The 19,938-nt window shown below is 55.6% G+C and carries 18 protein-coding genes and 1 pseudogene; 5 read left to right on the plus strand and 14 right to left on the minus strand.

Annotation, left to right across the window (positions count from 1 at the left end; translation table 11 throughout):
- Positions 1–26: 26 nt before the first annotated feature.
- Positions 27–1,301 carry a DGQHR domain-containing protein gene (locus RFM52_RS24710; RefSeq protein ID WP_320298627.1) on the minus strand — a complete coding sequence of 425 codons (1,275 nt, stop codon included), beginning with the start codon at positions 1,299–1,301 and terminating at the stop codon, positions 27–29.
- Complete coding sequence (locus RFM52_RS24715) at positions 1,298–1,681, minus strand: hypothetical protein (RefSeq protein WP_320298626.1); 384 nt, start codon at positions 1,679–1,681, stop codon at positions 1,298–1,300. Before RFM52_RS24715 ends, RFM52_RS24710 begins: the two co-directional genes overlap by 4 nt.
- A gap of 1,132 nt (positions 1,682–2,813) precedes the next feature.
- On the opposite strand from RFM52_RS24715, the gene RFM52_RS24720 reads away from it, so the two are divergent.
- Both RFM52_RS24720 and RFM52_RS24725 read left to right on the plus strand, forming a co-directional pair.
- The gene (locus tag RFM52_RS24720; RefSeq protein ID WP_320298625.1) at positions 2,814–4,004 is read left to right on the plus strand and encodes an aminotransferase class V-fold PLP-dependent enzyme; all 1,191 of its coding nucleotides are present in this window, start codon (positions 2,814–2,816) and stop codon (positions 4,002–4,004) included.
- A 34-nt stretch (positions 4,005–4,038) separates the two neighbouring features.
- Entirely contained in the window at positions 4,039–5,184 is a 1,146-nt protein-coding gene (locus tag RFM52_RS24725; protein ID WP_320298624.1) for a M20 family metallopeptidase, read from the plus strand.
- Positions 5,185–5,601: 417 nt separating this feature from the next.
- Here RFM52_RS24725 and RFM52_RS24730 read toward each other — a convergent pair whose 3' ends face one another.
- The 8 genes and pseudogenes from RFM52_RS24730 to RFM52_RS24765 all read right to left on the minus strand — a co-directional run.
- Complete coding sequence (locus RFM52_RS24730) at positions 5,602–7,278, minus strand: GMC family oxidoreductase (protein ID WP_320298623.1); 1,677 nt, start codon at positions 7,276–7,278, stop codon at positions 5,602–5,604.
- 531 nt (positions 7,279–7,809) lie between these two features.
- Positions 7,810–8,274 carry an Lrp/AsnC family transcriptional regulator gene (locus tag RFM52_RS24735; protein ID WP_320298666.1) on the minus strand — a complete coding sequence of 155 codons (465 nt, stop codon included), beginning with the start codon at positions 8,272–8,274 and terminating at the stop codon, positions 7,810–7,812.
- A gap of 294 nt (positions 8,275–8,568) precedes the next feature.
- Positions 8,569–9,345 carry an ectoine/hydroxyectoine ABC transporter ATP-binding protein EhuA gene (gene ehuA / locus RFM52_RS24740; RefSeq protein WP_320298665.1) on the minus strand — a complete coding sequence of 259 codons (777 nt, stop codon included), beginning with the start codon at positions 9,343–9,345 and terminating at the stop codon, positions 8,569–8,571.
- A gap of 111 nt (positions 9,346–9,456) precedes the next feature.
- Positions 9,457–10,125 carry an ectoine/hydroxyectoine ABC transporter permease subunit EhuD gene (ehuD, locus tag RFM52_RS24745; RefSeq protein WP_320298622.1) on the minus strand — a complete coding sequence of 223 codons (669 nt, stop codon included), beginning with the start codon at positions 10,123–10,125 and terminating at the stop codon, positions 9,457–9,459.
- Positions 10,122–10,781 (minus strand): ectoine/hydroxyectoine ABC transporter permease subunit EhuC, encoded by a 660-nt coding sequence (gene ehuC / locus RFM52_RS24750; protein WP_320298621.1) that lies wholly within the window; start codon positions 10,779–10,781, stop codon positions 10,122–10,124. The genes ehuD and ehuC overlap by 4 nt, the downstream gene beginning before the upstream one ends.
- A gap of 96 nt (positions 10,782–10,877) precedes the next feature.
- Complete coding sequence (ehuB, locus tag RFM52_RS24755; protein WP_320298620.1) at positions 10,878–11,759, minus strand: ectoine/hydroxyectoine ABC transporter substrate-binding protein EhuB; 882 nt, start codon at positions 11,757–11,759, stop codon at positions 10,878–10,880.
- A gap of 592 nt (positions 11,760–12,351) precedes the next feature.
- A complete protein-coding gene (locus tag RFM52_RS24760) occupies positions 12,352–12,948 on the minus strand; it encodes a 4'-phosphopantetheinyl transferase family protein (protein WP_320298619.1) in 597 nt (198 codons plus the stop codon).
- 954 nt (positions 12,949–13,902) lie between these two features.
- Positions 13,903–14,220 (minus strand): annotated as a pseudogene (locus RFM52_RS24765) (transposase domain-containing protein); the annotation flags it as partial.
- 87 nt (positions 14,221–14,307) lie between these two features.
- Here RFM52_RS24765 and RFM52_RS24770 point away from each other — a divergent pair.
- A complete protein-coding gene (locus RFM52_RS24770; protein ID WP_347349928.1) occupies positions 14,308–14,505 on the plus strand; it encodes a tyrosine-type recombinase/integrase in 198 nt (65 codons plus the stop codon).
- A 158-nt stretch (positions 14,506–14,663) separates the two neighbouring features.
- On the opposite strand, the gene tnpB is transcribed toward RFM52_RS24770, so the two are convergent.
- Positions 14,664–14,780, minus strand: a complete 117-nt coding sequence (gene tnpB, locus RFM52_RS24775; RefSeq protein ID WP_320327878.1) for an IS66 family insertion sequence element accessory protein TnpB — start codon at positions 14,778–14,780, stop codon at positions 14,664–14,666.
- 21 nt (positions 14,781–14,801) lie between these two features.
- Complete coding sequence (locus RFM52_RS24780) at positions 14,802–15,080, minus strand: hypothetical protein (RefSeq protein WP_320298616.1); 279 nt, start codon at positions 15,078–15,080, stop codon at positions 14,802–14,804.
- A 106-nt stretch (positions 15,081–15,186) separates the two neighbouring features.
- Here RFM52_RS24780 and RFM52_RS24785 point away from each other — a divergent pair, with 106 nt between their 5' ends.
- A complete protein-coding gene (locus RFM52_RS24785; protein WP_320298615.1) occupies positions 15,187–15,390 on the plus strand; it encodes a hypothetical protein in 204 nt (67 codons plus the stop codon).
- Here RFM52_RS24785 and RFM52_RS24790 read toward each other — a convergent pair.
- Complete coding sequence (locus tag RFM52_RS24790) at positions 15,380–17,851, minus strand: GcvT family protein (protein ID WP_320298614.1); 2,472 nt, start codon at positions 17,849–17,851, stop codon at positions 15,380–15,382. The two genes, RFM52_RS24785 and RFM52_RS24790, sit on opposite strands and share 11 nt — an antisense overlap.
- Positions 17,852–18,274: 423 nt before the next feature.
- Positions 18,275–19,456 carry a M24 family metallopeptidase gene (locus RFM52_RS24795; protein WP_320298613.1) on the minus strand — a complete coding sequence of 394 codons (1,182 nt, stop codon included), beginning with the start codon at positions 19,454–19,456 and terminating at the stop codon, positions 18,275–18,277.
- A gap of 133 nt (positions 19,457–19,589) precedes the next feature.
- On the opposite strand from RFM52_RS24795, the gene RFM52_RS32870 reads away from it, so the two are divergent.
- The gene (locus tag RFM52_RS32870) at positions 19,590–19,916 is read left to right on the plus strand and encodes an IS4/Tn5 family transposase DNA-binding protein (protein WP_430699308.1); all 327 of its coding nucleotides are present in this window, start codon (positions 19,590–19,592) and stop codon (positions 19,914–19,916) included.
- Positions 19,917–19,938 lie beyond the last annotated feature (22 nt).

Raw genomic sequence — 19,938 nt, forward strand, 5'->3', positions numbered from 1 at the left:
TCTGATGAAGACCGCGAGTGATAGACCTAATTCGCAAGTCCAATTTGCTCCTCGATTGCCCGACGAATTATGCTGCGGCCCGATCCCGACGCGTTGCGGTATTTGTCCTCGCTGAAGTTCAATCCGCGTGCTGGTTGTAGAATTGATCGGAAGTACTCGACTGAGATGACTTTCCGTTCGTAAGCGTCGGGGGCCAACCGACGTAAAATGTCGAAAAGCGCCTGCACGGCCACCGTCTTGAATATGAACGAGTCTGCGGGCGCAGCGGACCAGAATACCTCGTTGCAAGCGACGAGATAATTCAAAACCATGGTATAGATCACGATGTCCTGACCTGCGAAGTAGGCCGCGCGCAGAGGCGCTCGATCCTTTCTGCGCTCTTGAATGTCGGCGCGCCGCGCCTTGGCAGGTGTCTGGAGATCGTTCGCGTCCGTCTTCGGGTTGCTCGTGAGGAGTCGCGCAATTCCCTCTACAACAACTGCAGTCGAGACCTTCCACCCGCCGTGACCGGTCAGCGCTGCAAGTTGAGCGTCCTTCTTGGGAGCGATGACAATCCGTCCCTTAAGAGGTGAGGCGTCGTCGCTGCCCAAACGGCGCGTCAGGAACACTGCAAGCTTGTCTGGGCTCCAAAAAGACGGATCCTCATCGTCTATGTTGTAGCCGAACATCTCATACGTCAGGCTCTTATCCACTCGCTTCTGGTTCGAGTTGATAGTGGCGAAGATCTGTGCCTGAAACGGCTTCGGCAGATCGAGATAGATCGCACAAATCATCTCCATCTCAAGACGCTCGACCACTTTTGCTTTCGCGAAACCGAATAGGCGGTGCTGGCCGTCCACCACGGCGGCGAGCTTGTCTTTGGTTGGGATCACTAGCTCATGGCAACCATCGTCTCCTACCTCAATGCGCCAGCGTCGGTCGATCAGACTTGGGTTGCCATCGGCGATTTCCAAATTGTCAGCTGGTTTGCCTTCTTCGGCATCCTCCTCCGCTTGATCAACCGGATCGTCTTCTGTCATGCCGTCACTCGGCCGCGAATTCGCCGCCAGGATGATCGAGTTGGGGAACGCGGTGTCGTCCCTATCGATATATTTGCCGATCTCCTGCAGCCTTTTCTCGCGATATTCACGCTGAATTCCGCCGAGATTGTATGGCCTGCTTGCATCACCAGTGTGCTCGGCAGTGAGGACGTCGCTGAAGCAGACATCGAGAAGCAGGCGAGCCGGCAGTGCTACTACCCAACATTCTGCGAGTTCCTGACGAACGCGAAGGGCCTTGGTTCGATATGGGAACGTGGTCATGCGTCAAAACCTCCAAGGTCGCCACCAAGGGGGCGGTCGGTGCTGCCTCCTAAGGCCGCTTGGTCCAGTGGCTCGTCAAAAAAGTCAGGGTTGTCGGCGTTTGCTATCCACCAGAACCAAAGCGAGACAAGAGAAGCCAGCGTTCCGATGGACAGCGATAAAGCGGTCGAAAGGTTGCGGTCCAGGACTAACCAAAAACCTACAGCGGCGATAATTGTTGTACCGACGAACGCGACCGCGCGCAGCGCCTTTAGATATTTCCCCAACACGATCTGGAAGCATGTCGAACCGATCAGCGCCGGAAAAAATGTGGCCATGGCTGTGCGTACGGGCAAAAAATCTGTAGGCGATGGCGCCTTTGCGGCGTTGATCAATTCCACCCAGATTCCTAGGCCGCCGATCAGTACTACGCTGCCGAAAAAGAAAAAGACAAAGGTTGCATGCGCCGCCGGTCGCGTAGTCCGACGCCAAACGTCACGGCGGAGTTCACTCCACCCTCCTTCAGCCGCTCCCATATCACCTTTCACCATGAGTCCACATGCCACCATTCCTCACTATCAGTCGCTTGACGGTCGCCAGAGCGCGAATCTCAGTGATCTCGGCAAAGGCACGGCAGCCAGCTCGCGCAGGAGAAGCATACACATTCCGCTCTTGATTTTGAGACGGTCAAACCATAATCATCAATTTGACTTGAGATCAACAAGAACTAATGGCAACATACATTTTTTGGAATCTCAGTCTCTCAGTTTAAAGCTGCTGGCGCTTGTAGCGATAATCCCCCTGCTTTCGGCTCTTAAAGCGGTATGCGCTTGCGGTCCAGTCTCGATCGCCTACGTCACCTTTTACGCATCACAATTGTTTGTGCAAGTTGCGTTGTGATGGGTGCGGGAACTTGGCGCAAATTTGTCAAAAGCCGGTGTCCGAAACGGGACCTTTCCATCTATCGCCGCGAAAGTTGTCTCAACTTCTAATGCTGGGATGGGCTTATACTTCGACGATCGTTAACAGTTGCGTCTCGAGCCCACATGTTTGCAGACAGCGTACAGAGAGATGCGGCCTTGCGCCATGTCGTCGAGATGGAGGTTGATGTGTTTGCTCGATGACGTAGAGACCCTTGCGACGCACTTGGACCCCAGGTGAACCAGACGAGAAATTTGTCCTGTTCGTTTGCTTGAGATCGAAACGTGGCGAAAAGGTTCGCGTTCTGGCGTAAATTTGTCTCCTTTGGGTGTTCTCGTCAACCCAACACCGGTTGACGGCGATCTCGGCAAAAACTGCGTCCTTTTCGCCGCAAAGCTGCACGCCTAGGGCGGTATTAGCCTGATTTCCACAATGTTCCGGGCATAGAATGATCTGTGAGGCTACGAACGTGCGTATGAGTTCCTTGTGTTCAACAGATCGTGCTAAAGCCGCTCGCGCCGAACGATCCCCTCAGGTCGGGGCGTCGCAAGCATTTTTTGTGGTCGGCCTCCTGCCTCTCTATCCAGTAGTAAGAAGGACCTTAATTGCCGAATGAAAAGCACCTTGCTTCCCCTTAATACTATTCGACACGAGTTTCCGGCAACGGAAAATGTGATCTACATGGATGTTGCTAATCAGGGGCTCATCTCAAGAACGGCGTTGTCGTCCATAGGACCGCATTTGGAGAATCGGCTTTGCGGAATTAATGATGAGCCTGCCCTAATGGAACATGTCGAGCGAACTCGCGCCCGTTTTGCGCGGTTTATCGGTGCGGGTGAAAAAGAGATCGCCATCACAAAGAACGCATCAGAAGGCATCAATATAATCGCTAACGCCGTCGACTGGAGGCCCGGCGATAACATCGTTTTGTGCCCAAAACTGGAGCACGCAAATAACATTCTACCGTGGTTTCAGGTAAAGGCCCGCCACAATGTTGAACTGCGATTCATAGAGCCGGAGAACGGCTCGGTTTCACCTGCGGCCTTCATACAGGCAATTGACTCGCGCACGCGTATTGTCTCACTGTCGACGATGACAATGGTTCCCGGATTTCGAACTCGAGTGGGACCAATCGCCGAGGCATGCAGGCATTTTGGAGCCTTCCTTTTAGCTGATGCAACTCAATCCGTTGGAATACTCCACACCGATGTCGCTCAACTTGGCATCGATGGTTTGGCGGTTTCGACCGTGAAGGGGTTGATGGGGCTTTATGGGTCGGGATTTCTGTATTGCCGCCAAGAATGGGCCGATCGATTAAACCCAGCCTACCTTTCTCGTTTCAGTGTGGATCTCGGGAACACACCAGAATCGGCTCCGGTGCTGGACGCTGTGAAATTGCGGTCTGGGGCGGCCCGCTTTGACCTAGGGCACTACAACTTTCCGGGCATGCTAGCTGCCTACGCATCAATGGGGCAACTACTTGAAATAGGTACCCAAGCAATCGAAGACAGCGTTACGTCGCTTACTAGACGACTGGCTTCCGGCCTCTTTGAACTTGGATTGCCCGTCTGTGGGGGACCTCCCGGGAGCCACACTGGAAGCATAGTGGCAGTTGGCGATATGGCAGCGCTGTCCGACGGGCGACCTATCAGCAGCCGTATACAGTCGCTTCACGCCTATATGATGAGCAACCAGGTGACCGCCTCGACACGCAGAGGGTTATTGCGTTTTTCTCTTCATCTGTACAATACAGAAGAAGAGGTGGATCGTGTTGTCGGTTTGGCCAAGAGCTGGCTGAAGTAGCCGAAGTCGTAACCCACCGACGATAGGAGAATCTATGTCCACCGTATGCGCAGAGACTGCGGCGCTCCTACAAGAGCTTATTAGAATTGAGAGTGTCAACCCAGCTTTGTCGCCAACGGGAAGTGGAGAACAAGGAGTCGTCGAATTTCTGACGCGTTTTTGTAGAGAACGAAATCTCCCATATGAAATACAGCCCGTGGTGGAAGGGCGCTCGAACTTGTTAACCTGGGTCCCTGGGCAGGATCCTGACAAGCGCGTCCTTTTTATCGCCCATATGGACACTGTGCCTACAGGTGAATGGAAGTCCAACCCGTTCTCTGGTGAACAACGGGAGGGGCGCATCTATGGTCGCGGTGCTTGCGACGACAAAGGACCGCTTGCAGCTATGTTGGTGGCACTTAGCACCCTTGGAGACCGCAGACCCAAAGCCACGGTGGTCGTGGCGGCGGACATTGACGAAGAGGGCCGCAAAATTGGCGCTCGCGCCATTGCGCAGTCAGGCGTGTCCTATGACGCCGCTGTGGTCGGCGAATGCACTAACTTAGAGCTCGTTGTCGCTCATAAGGGATCGGTCCGCTGGCAAGTCGAAGTTGAAGGCGTGGCCGCGCATACCTCGAAGCCCCATCTCGGAGTAAATGCAATCACGGCAATGGCTAAGATAGTACTGGCGCTTGATCAGCATGGCAATGAGCTGGCGCTACGCTCGGACCCTTTCGTCGGCCCCCCCGCTCTAACCGTCGGCCTTATCGAAGGGGGCGTAGAGATTACAACCGTGCCGCCACGGTGCCGCATCTGGATTGATCGACGCCTCATACCAGGAGAGTCGCCACAGCTCGCGATACAGGAGGTAGAAGACATACTGGAAAGTTTTCGCCAGGGCGACGACAAAATCAAAGTCCGATCTTTGCTACCTGCCCTAGAAGATCCAGCTCCGCCTAACGCAATGTCGAGCAAAATTGCTGTGGTGGCAGCAGCGGCCTGCGCGGATGTTGTCGGATCGGGGAAATTCATAGGAGCGCCCTGGGGCACGGATGCAAGCCAGCTGTCATTGGCGGGAATTCCTTGCATCGTCCTCGGCCCGGGAAGTGATGCTCAGGCCCATACGAACAACGAGTTCATTGAAATAGATCAGTTAGGCAAGGCAGTCGAGATATACCAGCATATAATGCTTAACTACTAGAAGTTATGGCGTTCCTTCGTCCTTCCTGAGATTGAGTTTGAACATTACAGCCTGTCATGACCGCATGACCGCGCGCGCTCCGCTCTCCGCGAATTTGCAGAACTCTCAGCTCTGGCCCGCTGCAAGCTCGCTGCGCCAACTTCACCGGAGGCTGCGACAAAGCGGTCGACGTGAGATTCAAGCTCCGCGCTTCTGCGATCAAGCCGGCATAGATGTAGCATGCGCTTGCTCCAAGTGGGAGGCTCACCTGCCGAGAGCCAGCAATAGCGAATAATCAAAGGCTCTGCTGGCGCACAAAAACCACTCAACGCTGCCCGACGGCCTGACGGCGACGGTGCCAGGCGCAGACACATGGAATGTGGACGGCCGCTTTCTATGTCTTGAGGTTGAACTCCGTATGCGGCTGAGTATCGCGTCCTAGCGTTCATTCAATATGGCATCAGACATTTTTTCAGCAATCATAATCGTCGGAATGTTGGTATTCGCTCGAGGGCAAAATGGCATAACTGACGCATCGGCGACTCTCACGCCCGCTAGCCGGTGAACACGCCCTGACGCATCTGTCACACTGTTTAAGTCCTCAGATGATCCCATCCTGCATGTCGACGTTGGATGGAAGTTGCCAAAGACATTTTGGCGTATGAAGCGGTCGAGAAGCTCGTCGCTATTGAGGAGATCGGCGATACTGCGTCCATCAGTGATGACGGATTTTATTATCCCCCGTCGCAACCGCGAAGAACTATCCATTAACGCGGCGACAACGCCCGTAATTCCGTAGTTTATACGGTTGTAGCTACTTATCCGCTTTGCTCGCCCGGTCCAAGTAGACGGAAATGGGTCGAGCGCGACGGGCGCCACCGCCTTGTGCTCGAGTAATTGCGCTACGAACCGGAACGCCTTCTTCAATCGATCAGCATCACGATTGTCGCTTAGCATGTTGAAGTTTACCTCCGGCTCAGTGGCATGAGAGGAATTTTTGAGCGAGACTGTTCCCGTCGAGAAGGAGCGGTTGACCCAGAAATTGAGGGTGCCAAGGCGCTTGCCAATGGGATGCCATGCAGACTTCGCCAAGGCCGAGATAGCCATATCTGTCGAGGGGCAGCCCTCATGACCTGAGGAGTAACGAGCATGCATCTGGATATAGCCGGTCGCATTCGGTGCCATGCGATCGTTCGGTTTTAAATAGGCCGAGATGGCGACACCGGGGTGCTCCTGCAGATTTTTGCCGACCCCGTCTAAGTTCGCAACAATGGCAATGCCAAGTTTTGATAGCTGCCCCGCCGGTCCAATCCCGGAACGCATCAACAAAGCGGGCGAATGAATAGCGCCGGCACACAGAATCACTGTTTCCGCAAAATAAGATTTCTGACCCGTTTTGCTTTCGGTCTCGACGCCTGTTATTTGACGTCCTGAGGAGATTAGCCGTACGACAGTCGTCTCCGGCAAAATCTTAAGGTGGGGGCGAGCGCGCACGCTTGCGGGCAAATAAGCCATCGCAGCCGAGACGCGGCGACGGTTGCGGTTTGTCAACGGAACAACTGAATGTCCATCGCCAAACTCCCCGTTGAAGTCGGGTCGAAATGGTATGCCTCTGCTTTGATAAGCCTCCGACACCGCGCAAATAAATCCCGACCATTCCGCCTTTCCCACGCGTGTGATGGGCAGCGGACCGTCGTTTCCATGATACTCGTTGCTAAAATCCAGGTCGCTCTCAAGCCGACGGAAGAATGGCAGCACACTCTCCCAATCCCAGCCCGCGGCGCCTCCGGATGCCCAATCATCGTAGTCGGCCGGAGCCCCGCGGTTGGCTACCTGAGCATTAATGCTCGACCCCCCTCCTATGAGACGAGCTTGCTCGTAATGAGTATGCCTGCTGACATTCTGCACTATTGTCGCAGTGAGTGACGGCCACTGATAACGAGTATTGTAGTAGGCGCGCGTCGGATTGCCATCAAGGATATCGTCAGGAATGGCATCTGGGGCAAAGTCGGGACCAGCCTCGACGAGCAGCACTTGACTTCCATCAGCGGAAAGCCTGTTCGCCATAACGCATCCCGAAGAGCCGCCGCCTACAATGAGGTAGTCGAAAAACAAAGGATACACTCCATTCAATCTCCTCGGCCAACCTAGCAGGGATGCGAACGCATCCTTCTGCAAAATGAGCCATTCTACGCAGAAAAGCTGCCGCATATGGTTACAGTCCGCGTAATCCCCGCTAGGCACCTTTACGACATTTGTGCACTGGCACCATCGCAGCTTAACTTTCCCTTGATCCGTCCCATCGTACAGGATTAACAAGCCAAGAGAGCCAGCCTAAACTCTGATGTCATCGCTGCGCGATATCGGCTACGGGTTATGAGACGAGGTAGCTATTGTGCATCGGTTGCGATGACGGGCGCTCGTGGCCCGTATTGTTTGGCCAATACATCCGGTTATCTCAGTTCGCCAGAATTTTCGATAAAGTACGGCTGTAACTGTCGCACCCACTCACCCACTCCCCACTGCCTGGGCCAGGCCGAGAGATCGCTCTTCCATCTCCACCAGCAGATAAAGCGTGACCGCGTAGGGTCTGCGGGAAGCCCTCTGAGCCTCCCTGCGTGAGTTTTAGTAATGGCGTGGTCGACGCTATTCTTCAATTGGCAGAGCTAGCGACGCCTTGATTCGATCCATTACCACCATTGTCTTGGAGGCCTTCACATCCGAATGTTCGTGAAAAAAGCGACGGGTGAATGCCTCATACTCGGCCATATCACGTACAGAAATTATGAGGAGAAAGTCAGATTCCCCCGTAACATAATATGCGCTCATGATCTCCGGTGTACGCCGGACCGCTTGCTTGAAACGATCAATTATGTCCGCGCGATCACGCTCCAGGGTGATGGACGCGAGCATGAGCATCGGCCTTCCGACAGCTCCTGGCGAGACTATCGCTACATCAGCCTCAATTACACCGGCGTCCCGCAACCGCTTCAATCGGCGTTGACAGGCGGTGGGGGAAAGGCCGGCGATTTCGCCCAGCTCTTCTGTCGTGAGGCGATTGTTGTGTTGGACCGCGTTGAGAAGCTTCCTATCGACTCTATCTAGTTCCATTTGCGATACCTGCAAGAAACCGGGCTTCGCGCAGAAAATCTGCGTTGACCGGAGATATAAGCTATTTTCCGCGATGCTCAAGGATCAACAAAGAGCCAGGCTTCCAACAGCTCCCCGAAGCAGAGATTTTGTACTTCACGCCCTCCCCAAGGACGGTCGTAAGTTGCGAGTCCGCTTTTTTAGAACCGGCGACCAACTGTGATCGGGCCAGCGGAGAGTGTAAGCACCTTTATCGCGAGTTCTAGCCGCCCCTGCACCGCCTCATTGCAGGATGGTAGAGCCCCACCGAAGCTATTACTTTGCCTCCAATACGGCGCTGAGGAACTGACGGGTTCGCTCGTTCTGCGGATCCCCGAAGAGCTGGTCGGGCGAGCCCTGCTCGGCGATCTTGCCGCCATAGAAGAAGCAGACACGATCGGAGAATTCCTTAGCAAAGCCCATCTGGTGCGTGACCATCAGCATGGTGAGGTCATACTCGGCGCCGAGCTTGCGGATGACGTTTAGCACCTCCCCGACCAGCTCTGGGTCGAGAGCCGAGGTCACCTCGTCGAACAGCATCACCTTGGGCCGCATGGCTAGCGCGCGGGCGATCGCCACGCGCTGCTTCTGACCGCCGGATAGCTGAATCGGAAAGTGATTTTTCTTCTCGCCGAGCCCCACCATGTCGAGCAGTTCCGCCGCTCGGGCCTCAGCCTCTGGCTTGGAAAGCCCAAGTACCGATACCGGCGCCTCCATGCAGTTCTGCAATGCCGTCATGTGAGGAAAGAGATTGAAGTGCTGGAACACCATGCCGATCTGGCCACGCACGCGCCTGAGGTGCCGATTGTTCGCCGGCACCATCCGACCGCTCCTTTGCATGTGCGTCAGTGGCTCGCCGTTTACCCAAATTACTCCATCGTTGATGCGTTCCAGCGTCATTAGCATGCGCAACACTGTGGTCTTCCCCGAGCCGGAGGGCCCTATAATCGACACCTTCTCGTTGCGCGAGATATCCAGATTGAGCTTGTCTAGCACGGTCAGCGCACCGTAGCGTTTGGTAACGTTCTCGAAGCGAACCATAGGTTGATTCATGATTTTCTCGTTTTGCGCCGTGGGGAAATTGGGCTGCCCCAGCACCGTCAGCGCATCGTAGTGCATTGCGGCATTTTGCAGACGAACCCTGGGCTCGTTCATCGAGATCTCCTACTGCAGATGGTAGCGGCGGTTGAGCCACAAGCTAACTGCTTGGACAATCGCTGAGGCGACCAGACTGAACACGAGGTAGAAAAAGCCAACCATGGTGATCGCCTCTATATAGCGATAGTTTTCCCCGCCGAAATTCTTTGCCCGCTGTAGCATCTCCGGGATGGCGATCGCTGCGAGTATCGGTGCATCCTTGAACATTCCGACGAAATAGTTGCCTAGAGCCGGTGTGATGGGGGGAATTGCTTGGGGCAAGATGATAGCTCGCCAGCTGCGCTGCGGCGAAAGGTTAAGCGCAGTGCAGGCCTCCCACTGACCGCCATCTACAGTTTCAATCCCCGCGCGGTAACATTCCGAACAGTAAGCGGCGTAGTGGACGCCGAGCATACCGACGCCGGCGATCCAAGCGGGGATATACATCCCGAATTCCGGTCCGACAAAATAGATGAAAAAAACCTGAAGCAGCAGCGGGGTCGAGCGTATGAATTCCACGACTTCCGCCATGGCTGTGGAGACATATCGATTCCGAGATTGGCGGATCAGCGCGAAAACCAGACCCAGGATCAATGCGATCGCGAAGCCGAATAGAGTAGCCTCAACGGTGACGATCGCGCCAAGATAAAGATGCGGCAATGCCTCCCAAACGTAAGACCAATCCCAAATAGTCATGCCATCGCCTCCCGCACGAACCCTGGCGAGAGGCGGCGCTCCAGCCAACGCACAAACGGCGTGATAAGTGCGCGCGCGATGATGTAGTATCCAAAAAGCGCCACAGCAAAGAAAAGCAGATAGTTGCCCGTCGTGTCAGCTGCCAGTTTGGCGGCTGAGGTGAACTCGGCGATGGTGATGAAGAAAGTGAGCGACGTTGCTTTAAGCAGTTCTATAAGCATGTTACCCCAGGAGGGCAGCAAGGCACGGATCGCCTGCGGCATTACGATGCGGCGCATCATAGTGAGCCGTGAAAAGTTGAGCGCAATGCTCGCTTCATACTGCCCACGGTCGACCGCCTGGATGGCGGCGCGCACCACCTCGGCCCCATAGCCGGACGCGCAGAGGCCGATTCCGAAGATGGCCACCGTCCATGGAGAAAGGGCGAGTCCGAAGATAGGCAACACGAAAAACCACCAATAGACCTGCACTAGCAACGATGTCCCACGGAAGAATTCGATATAGCCAATGGCGAGCCAACGAACCGGTTTGATAGGCGAGACTCTCATCAGGCCCACGATCAGCGCCAGTACGCTCGTTACCAGCGACGCCCCAAGAGTGACGATCAGAGTGACCAACATTCCCTTGACGAGCGCCGCCACGCCGAAGCTCAGCATGTATTCGCTTCCCTTCCTTGTGAGAATTCTCCTAATCCCCTTTTCGGGCAACCCGGAAAGGGGATTAGACGCCAAGTGTCGCTTTGTGGTCTTGCTTCAATCCTTGCAGAGATCGGCGGTTTTTTCGCCACCCGGCAATATCGACTTATCGTATCCGTAAGTGCTGACAGACGCCAGCATCTCATCGGAGCCGATATAAGCCTTCATCGCCGAGTTGAAGGCGTCGACCGCGGCCTGCTCATCGAGCGGGAAGGCGAAAGCGGGGGAGATGTGCCAGGCGGGGGTGTACGGATTTGCTAGCTCAAGCCTGTCATCATTGGCGATGGCTTTCTTCAAGGTCAAATATTCGGAGCCACCGGCATCGGCGCGGCCGACTTTCACTGCCTGGACGATCTCCGTATAGTCAGTGACCTGCAAGATCTTGTCTTCGGGAATTCCGACTTTCTTCGCGGTCGCCAAATCAACAAACCCAACGCCTGTGACGAACGTCGCACCCTTATCCCGAATATCGGCGTAGGAATGCAGCCCTTTCGGGTTGCCCTTTGGCACGACGAGTGCATCCCTGAGAGTGGCGATCAGATCGGTGAAGAGCACGTTTCGGCAACGTGCAGGGAGGACGCCCATGGCGTCGGCAATAATGTCGAAGCGGCCGGCCTGCAGGCCGGGAATGAGCGCCCCCCATTCAGCACTGACCGGCTCGACCTTGCCGGCCCCCATTTTCTTTAAGACGGCCAGCATAATCGTATTGCTTATGCCGAGCGGTTCATTGTTGGACCCGGAGTAAGCCCATGGAGCATCATTGGAATAGCCGATCCGGATCGGCTCTCCTTTTTTGATCTTATCGAGTAGCGAACCCGCCGAGGCTGAACCGGCCACCAAGCCGATTGCCAACGCCGCCGCACCCAAAGCAGCCATTCCGTTCAGAACCACGCACCTGAAGACGCGTGTTCTGCGCTCGAAAAAATGCCATTTGTTCATATGGTAACTCCTTCCATTTCGTTGGCCGCTTTTCACAGTGTAAAACGCCGTGAGATGACGCTGCATGCGTTTTTATTGACCGCCGCGGCAGTTCCCCATTTGGAGCGAGGCTATCGCACTCCCCATTGGACCTGTCGTCCAACCGGCAACGGATCACCACGCTCGCCTAGTGAATCTAGCAGCCGTAAGGCGCCGCTTTTGTGCGACTTTTGAATATTGACGCAGGAAGTCGGCTTTTCTGAAGGCCAAAGTGCTGCGCGGCGATCAAGTCGGGATGGCGCTGACAGGAAGCTGCAGCGACAACGAATGATGTGATGCAGTCCACCCATCGCCGTAGGGCTCCGCTAATGAGCCGGCCCTACCAGTTGTATCCAAAATCCAATCGGCGCGGAGAGGCGCAATAACTGCAGACATGCGTACATTGCTTGCCTTGCGCTTCGGGGTCTGACGATGGAAATGCCGCAGCAAGATGTTGGACGCGTCATTGACATCCAACACGACACGCTCCGAGCTGTGACGCCTTGCCTTGAACAAAGACCGGCCTTGAAATCTGCTCGAGCCGGACATCGCTTGGCGCAGCACCGCGCGCAAATCAAGCGGCCGAAGATGATGCGCCTTTTTGGGACCTCGTAACGAAAACTGCGGTGAGTATCAGTCCATTGGCAATGACGAACCGGCCGCGAAGCTCCCGCGCATGAACGTCGACCGGCGTGTGAAGAACGCGAGCACGAAATGTGCCATCATTCGGCACGATGGTGACCACGGCGTCCTCGAAGCCCAGCCATTCACGTGTGAGCGGGAACCATGCCTTAAAGATGCTTTCCTTAGCACTGAAGAGCAACCGGTCCCAATTGAGGTCCCCAGGTGCGTTGGCAAGCCAATATCGCTCCTCATCGACCGAAACGAGCTCCAACACACCAGACGGCAACTTCTCGTCGGCTTCTGCATCGATTCCAAGCGCAGCATAGTCCTCATGCTGAGCGACGGCGGCGGCATAGAATTCAGCAGTATGCGTTATGCTGCCGACGACACCAGATGGCCAAACTGGTTCCCGGTGGGGTCCACTTGGGATCGCGCACGGAGGGAAGCCGAGCTTGGACAATGCTGCCCTAGCACAGGCTCGCCCGATCGAGAATTCACGTCTTCTGCTCTCGACTGCAGTGGCGATTGCACTCTCTTCTTCGGCCATCACCAGGACCCGGCTGAGATCACTTGCCCGACAGGTTTGCACGGCAACATTAGGGGGGAGCAGCGTATCCAGATTTCCTCGCTCTCTCGGCCACGACGTGCTGCTGGGCGGTTCATGCACGCCGCGGCAACATCCGTCCTTTGCCCAGCGAGCACTACAAACAGAGCAACCAGCCCGGCCACAACTCCCAGCAAGAGTGCATAGCTGGCCAACAGTCCTTTAAAACCCCAAGGACCAGGAAATAGCAATATGCGGTATGAAAAGTATCCCTGCCTAGCGAGGGAAACGACTGCACTCAGACCTACTCCGCTCTGGCGAGAGCTGCGGCCCGGTCGGGTTCCTCCTCCGATACGCCAATCCGCTCGCCCCACGCTGCCTCCAAAAGACAGCTTTGCTGACCCGAATGAGCCCCCACCCTCCCAGTTGTCTCGCACTGGCGGTCTCTTTGGGCGTTTTCAGGTTTGTGACCCGGCTTTTCCTGGCTCTGGCTCCGCTGACCGTCCCTCCTATTTTGGCCGGCGGGCCAGATTTTGTAGCAAGCGATATTGCGAGGGTGTGCCGAGCGTCTCGGACCGTCGGGCGGCGCAGATTTCCGTTTCCGACCATCGAGGACGCGGGGTCGCAGCCATATGGAGGTGCTCGCGCGATCTGAAGGCGCTCGAAACCATTCGAAGAGGGCGGCGGGGGCATGATTTCGGGCAACGGCCGAAGGTTGTCGAGGCCGTCGTCGGTAAAGACGACGATAGGTACGCTTAACTCGGACGCGGGATAGTCGTCGTAGCGCTCAGTAAACCGTCTTCAGAGAACATCTCGATCGAGCAATCGCGCAAAAAGTCATCGTCCTCTTCGAGAATCCCGGCCACATATTTGAGGGTGTAAAGCACCGGGTTGCGATATCCTATCTGAAGGCCTCTTTTTTTGGCCCAGATCAGGCAGCTTTATCTGCTGCGACGTCAAGGGGCTCCAATTCCGGGGAAGCAAGTCCTCGAGCCGTGTGACCGGGCGTGTCGGCGATGCTGGAGAGAACATCGGCAAGCCAGGCTTGCGGATCAACGTCGTGGAGCTTTGCGGTGGTGATCCGCGTTGCCATGAAGGCGGCCCGATCCGCACCGCGGATCGGAGCCTGCAAACAACCAAGCTTTCCGGCCGAGAGCAAAACCACCCAGCGTTGGTGAGACAAATCCGACCATCGCCGAGGAAGGACGTGAACCCGTCCCAGCGCTTCAGCATATAGTCGATAGGCTCGGCGACCGGGGAGCTGCGGGATAACGCCTTGTTGAGCGAACGTGGAATCGCGAACCACGACCGATCTTTGTAGGCGTCCGCAACGAGCGCCTAACGCGTTTCGGAGCGACCCATATCGTGCGGCGAGCGGCCGCCAAGGCGGCGGCCATTAGGCCGGTCCTGAGCGACAAGCCCATATCACCACCCATTTTCCGGCACTCCCTCGCCATGAAGCTCCTTCAGTCCGGTCTGGATCTCTTGACGATTCAAGCCTGGCTCGGGCACGCGCAAGTCGCCCCACCCATCGCTATGCCGCCGCGGATGTCAAGATGATGCGCAATGGGCTCGAGAAGGGAGGCGTCGACGGCAATCGCGGCGTGCGCTTCCGACCGAACGATGTCGTTCTGCAACTGCTGAACAGCATCTAAATGTTATGTGGCGGAAGATTCCGGATTGGGCAGGCTAAGGCTGGCGCCAGGACAGCTCCGCAACTAATCTCGGCCGACACATAAGTGCGGATCGCGCTTCAATCCCTCCTGCACCATCAGCGAAAGACCCGGAAAGCCTTTGCGCATGTCCGTATAGCCAGTGGCGAGCCACACCTTCACACCGTTCGGGACCGGGGGGGATCATCGCCGCTCCAGAACATCGAGAATCCGGCCGAGCGCCTCGCTGTCGACGTCACTCTCGACCCGCAGGCGCCGGCCACCGCCAAGCTCGATCGTCACCATGCCGGGCTTGCGGCGCCGACGAAGAGTGGACATCGGCTTCGACTGTCGGGTCGGTGGCGGCTCCGCCGGCGTCGGCGGCGGTCGTAGCGCCGCGGCGACCTCCACGGGGACGAGCTGCGCGACGGAGGGCGCGAGATGCCGGCAGAGCTCGTTGCGCCACCGGAAAAGCTGGCTCACATGGATTCCGGCCGACTGCGCGATTCTCGGAAACGCTGGCCCCATACTCAAACGTCGCCGCGACCAGCCGCTCCTTCTCCTCGCGAGACCAGCGCCGACGCCGCTCATGAGCGGGGCGACGTCGCGGGCTGATGGGCGGCAGACCGAATGCCCGCGCCTTTGTCGAACTCGTCTTCGCGCAGCAGAAATCCAGGATGAACTGTTCGTGCGCACGATCGACATCGCGCGGGCCAGGATCAAGATCGGCATGGCCAACCTCGCCTACAACCTCAGCACAGCTCCATCCGGCCCTTCGCTCATTACCGCTTAGCCCGATCACCATTTGGATCGAAAAAAGCCCGCAGCGATGCGTCGGCCTCGTAGAGTTTCCCCGCGATCTCAATTTGCCATCGACTGTTCGCAATTAGCTCCTTGGTGACACCCGCCAAGTGATGAACATATCCCATTCCGATTGAGGTGCCGATCGTGAAACTTTTTACTCCCGACGAAATATAGCCCACAATCCGGCCGTCGCAGCGAATGAGCTCTTCATGAAAGAGCACCGGATTTGGGTCGTGCAGCTTAAACGATACCAGTCGTTTCTTTAACGGCAAATTGTTTTTCTGGACTGTCAAAGCCTCCTTTCCGATAAAGCCACCCTTGTTCCAGTCGATTGTAAATGCCAGTCCTGCCTCAAGCAGCGTATCAACAGGCGTAAGATCGAGTTGATATTCCCGGTAGGCGCGTTCGGAGCGTAAATGCTCCAGCGCATGGTATCCTGCAGCTCTGAGGCCAAGTGGCCGGCCGGCCTCCCAGACAATATCAAAGACATGCTGTGCCATTTCGGTCGGAATATGGAGCTCCCAACCAAGCTCTCCAACGTAAGTAAGTCTATTCGCGATTACCCGCGCATATCCTATGTCGATTTCCTGGCTTGTGGCGAATGGGAATGCCTCATTTCCTAGATTGGCGTCCGTAACCTGGGACAAGATCTCACGCGATCTCGGTCCTTGTAGTGATAAGACGGCATAAGCTGAAGTAACATCTGTCAGCGTAACACTCATCTCATCAGTGATATGACGCTCAATCCATGCCTTATCGCGCGGATGGACTGTCGCTGACGAGATGATTAGAAACTCCGTTTTCGAAAGACGATTGACCGTGATATCTGTTTCAATACCACCCTTTTGATTAAGCATGTGGGTATAGACAAGATTACCTACCGGTACATCTACGTTACCCGCACACAACCATTGGAGGAAACGGCATGCATCTCGACCTTGAATTAGATGTTTACCAAACGAACTTTGGTCTAATAGAATGGCATTGTTTCGAGCGGCATTGCATTCTTGGCTCGTATATTTGAACCAGTTTGGCTCATCGTAAGAATAGACGTTTTCCGTCGACTCTCCTAGCCCAGCAAACCACATAGGACGTTCCCAGCCCATGCCTTCGCCGAAGCTAGCGCCGAGTTTAGCCCACCGGTCGTGAAGTACGCTCTTTCGGACCCCGCGGGAAGTTTGAAGCTGGTGACTTGGCCAGTGCATCTTGTAATGAAGCCCCAAAACTTCCGGAGTTCTATCATGCAAATATTTTTTGTTGATTTGAAAAGGATGGAACCGGGCTACATCGACAAAACTAATGTCCATCTGTGGCGCCCCTCCGACGATCCATTCCGCCAAAGCTCGCCCAGCCCCTGCCCCGTATTCAATGCCTTCGGAGTTATAGCCAGCTGACACAAAAAGATTTTTCATCCCCGGCACCTCACCGATCATGAATAGTAGATCCGGCGTGAAGCTTTCTGGTCCATTGAAGAACTTAGTTATTCCGGCATTTGCCAGTGCCGGAACAATTTCTATCGCTTTGGTCATAGGTAACTCAAAATGATCCCAATCCTCTGCCAGCTCGATGAAAGCCGTTTCCTTTGGGAGCTTCTCCATGGGTAGTGCTTTACCCCAAGGCTCGAAAGCGCCTACCAATATTTTTCCGGCGTCTTCCTTCAAATACACGTGGCCATCCGTATCTCGTAGCACAGGTAGCGTGGGCTTCACAAAGTCGACGGTGTCAGTTACCACATAGAAGTGCTCTGCCGCATAAAGTGGTATCCTCGCACCTAGTCTGGCGGCTAAATCTCGGGTCCAGAGACCGCAAGCGAGTACGAGAACTTCGGCTTCGATGACGCCTTCGCCAGTGCGAACCTGATAGCAGCCATCTAACGTTCGCCAGAGGTCTGTGACCTCAGAATTCTCGAAGATTTTTACACCATTTTTCCTAGCGCCAGCTGCCAATGCCATACACGTGTCGACCGGGTTTGTTTGCCCATCTCCAGGGATATAGACCGCCCCTTCTATTATTGACGCGTTGAGGGCTGGGTATAGCTCCTTTGCGTCACTTGGCGAAATGATGTGCGCCTCGAGCCCGAAGCTTTTGGCAATTGATGCGTTCCGTGCAGTTTCGTAGAGTCGCTGTTTGGTTCGAGCGACACCGAGCGTACCATTTCGCTTGAATCCTGTCGCTTGCCCGGTCTCGGCTTCCAATGCGGCGTAAAGTTCCGCGTTATACTTGGCTATCTCGGTTAACGCGTGGGTCCCACGCGTTTGCATAATCAAACCGGCGGCATGCCATGTAGTACCCGAAGTAAGCGTATTTCGCTCCAAGACAGCGACATCATTTTTGCCATTTTTTGCCAAGTGAAAGGCTACGCTCGCTCCTGCGATTCCTCCACCGATGACGAGAACCTCGTGGGCGCGAACAGACAGTTCACGAGGACGGATGGGCGAGTTGGTAATCATGCGTCTCCTTATTCGGTTGCTCGCGTTGGCTTGTTAGGGCGGCGCGGGAACTGCTCTGAGTAAGAGTGTCGTTTTGGTGCTTCAGCCAGTTGAGGCCTCTGGCTTACCGCTGGCGCCGAACGTACGGGCGGCCGGTGGTTAACTCGACCAGCATCGCCCCGGTCCCCATGTGGCTGTACGATCGAGGGGACGGTTATCGTTGGTTGGCGCGGTTGAAGCCGCCGCCGTACACCCCTTTCAAGCGCAGTACTGCCGAGGGTATCTGGCGATATCTAATCCCCTCTATTCTCCACAGAGCTCGTCATCTTTGCTTCTTCAACCTCTCCGCCACACGCTCTGGCCAGCCGGGCATCAGGGCGCTCGCTCGGCGCTTCTCAGCGAGTCCTTCATGAATTGTTCCGCTGCGGGTCGGATCGGCCTGTCCTAGTCCACGACAATTAGGCGGCGATCGACATCGGTCAGCCGTTCACCGCCAGCCTCGGTGACGACGAATGACTCGGATATCGCCGCCCCAAAATCTTCGAGCCTGATCCCTGTTTGGAAATGAAAGCACATGCCGGCTTGAAGCACAGTGCGATCGCCCGATCGAATGCTAACGGTACGTTCGTTCCAATCCGGCGGATAGTTCAGACCAATGGAATAGCCGGACCGTCCTTTTTTTACATACCCGTTGCGTTTGAGTATATTCTGCCAGGCTGCATCAACCTCTTCGACAACTTCACCTGGCTTCGCGATTTCGAGTACAGCATCGACCCCCTCCACTATAACGTTCGCGAGACGCTTGACCTCTTCAGGCGGCTTGCCAATGTAGACAGTGCGCGCCAACGGCGCATGGTAGTGTCGTCGCGCTGCGGCAAGCTCCAAGAGAACCAAACCAGACTTTGGCAACGGTTTATCCGTCCAAGTGAGGTGCGGTGCGTTCGTGTTGTCGCCGAACTGAATCAACGGGCACGCACTGGTGTAGTCGCCATATTTTCCGTCAATGCCACGTATCTGTGAGCTATATACCTCGGCAGCGATCTGATATTGGGGCACCCCCGGTTTCAGGGTTGAAATGACCTCTAACATTGTGTTACTGACAATGCGGCCCGCTTCTCTCATGTAAACTATTTCTGCTTTGGATTTAACGAGTCTTGCCCAATTCACTAGACCACAACTGTCGAAGAATCTTGCATTCGGGAGTCCGTTGACAAGGTGCTGATGGCCGCGTGCAGTATAGTAATGCGCGTCCATCTCAACACCTATCCGAGCCGAGTGCCATCCTCGCGACTTGATCAGCTGACAGAGGTCATCGAAGGGGTGCAGCTCAGGATGATTAACTAGGTGATCAGAAAACGAGAATATGTTCTCTGGCGGCAAGTCCGTAGTAACAAAGGCGGAATTTACATCAACAAGTCTTCCCATCCAAATTGGAACATCTAACTCAAGATGCACCAAGACCGCCTGCGGGTACTGGAACGACCAAGCGTCATATCCAGTCAGCCAGCCCATATTTGCAGGGTCCTGGCAGACTAGGAGGTCCAGTCCCGCTCGCTCCATCCGCTGCTTGACGTCTTGAACACGGCGTCGAAACTCATCGGGAAGGAAGGGTTTGTCATACGTCATCTCTAGATCGTCCTCTTCGCCGGGGTTGCCTGGCCGGACCAAGCACGCCCACCTGCTGGCATCTTTGGAACAGCCTACCATGCCTAGGAACGTTACCCTGCGCTAAGTTGGCCCACCGCCGCAGAAAAGCTGCATGTTTTGGCTGTTTGCGCAGAGCTTGTCCCCGTTATCAGCCAAGGTCGTTTTGCTCGGAGTGTCACAGCAGCGTAGATCTTTTCCCAGCAGCGAAGCTGCTTGGCAGGAAGAGCTTCCCGACAAGCGCCTGGTCCGGCGGCTCCAGCGGTTGCTGGATCAGCTTTCAGCAGCGGCGGGCAAGCCGATCCCGGCCTGTGGGGACTGTGTAGCGGCGAAGGCGGGCTACCGCTTCTTTGACAACCCGCGTGTGACACAGCGTTCTCGCCGGCCATTTCGCTGCGATTGCGGCGTTGTAGCGAAAGAAGGTCCGCTCCTTATCTTGTAGGATGACTGAATTAATCTACAGC

The organism is Mesorhizobium humile (assembly GCF_033977215.1).
GTDB lineage: Bacteria > Pseudomonadota > Alphaproteobacteria > Rhizobiales > Rhizobiaceae > Mesorhizobium > Mesorhizobium humile.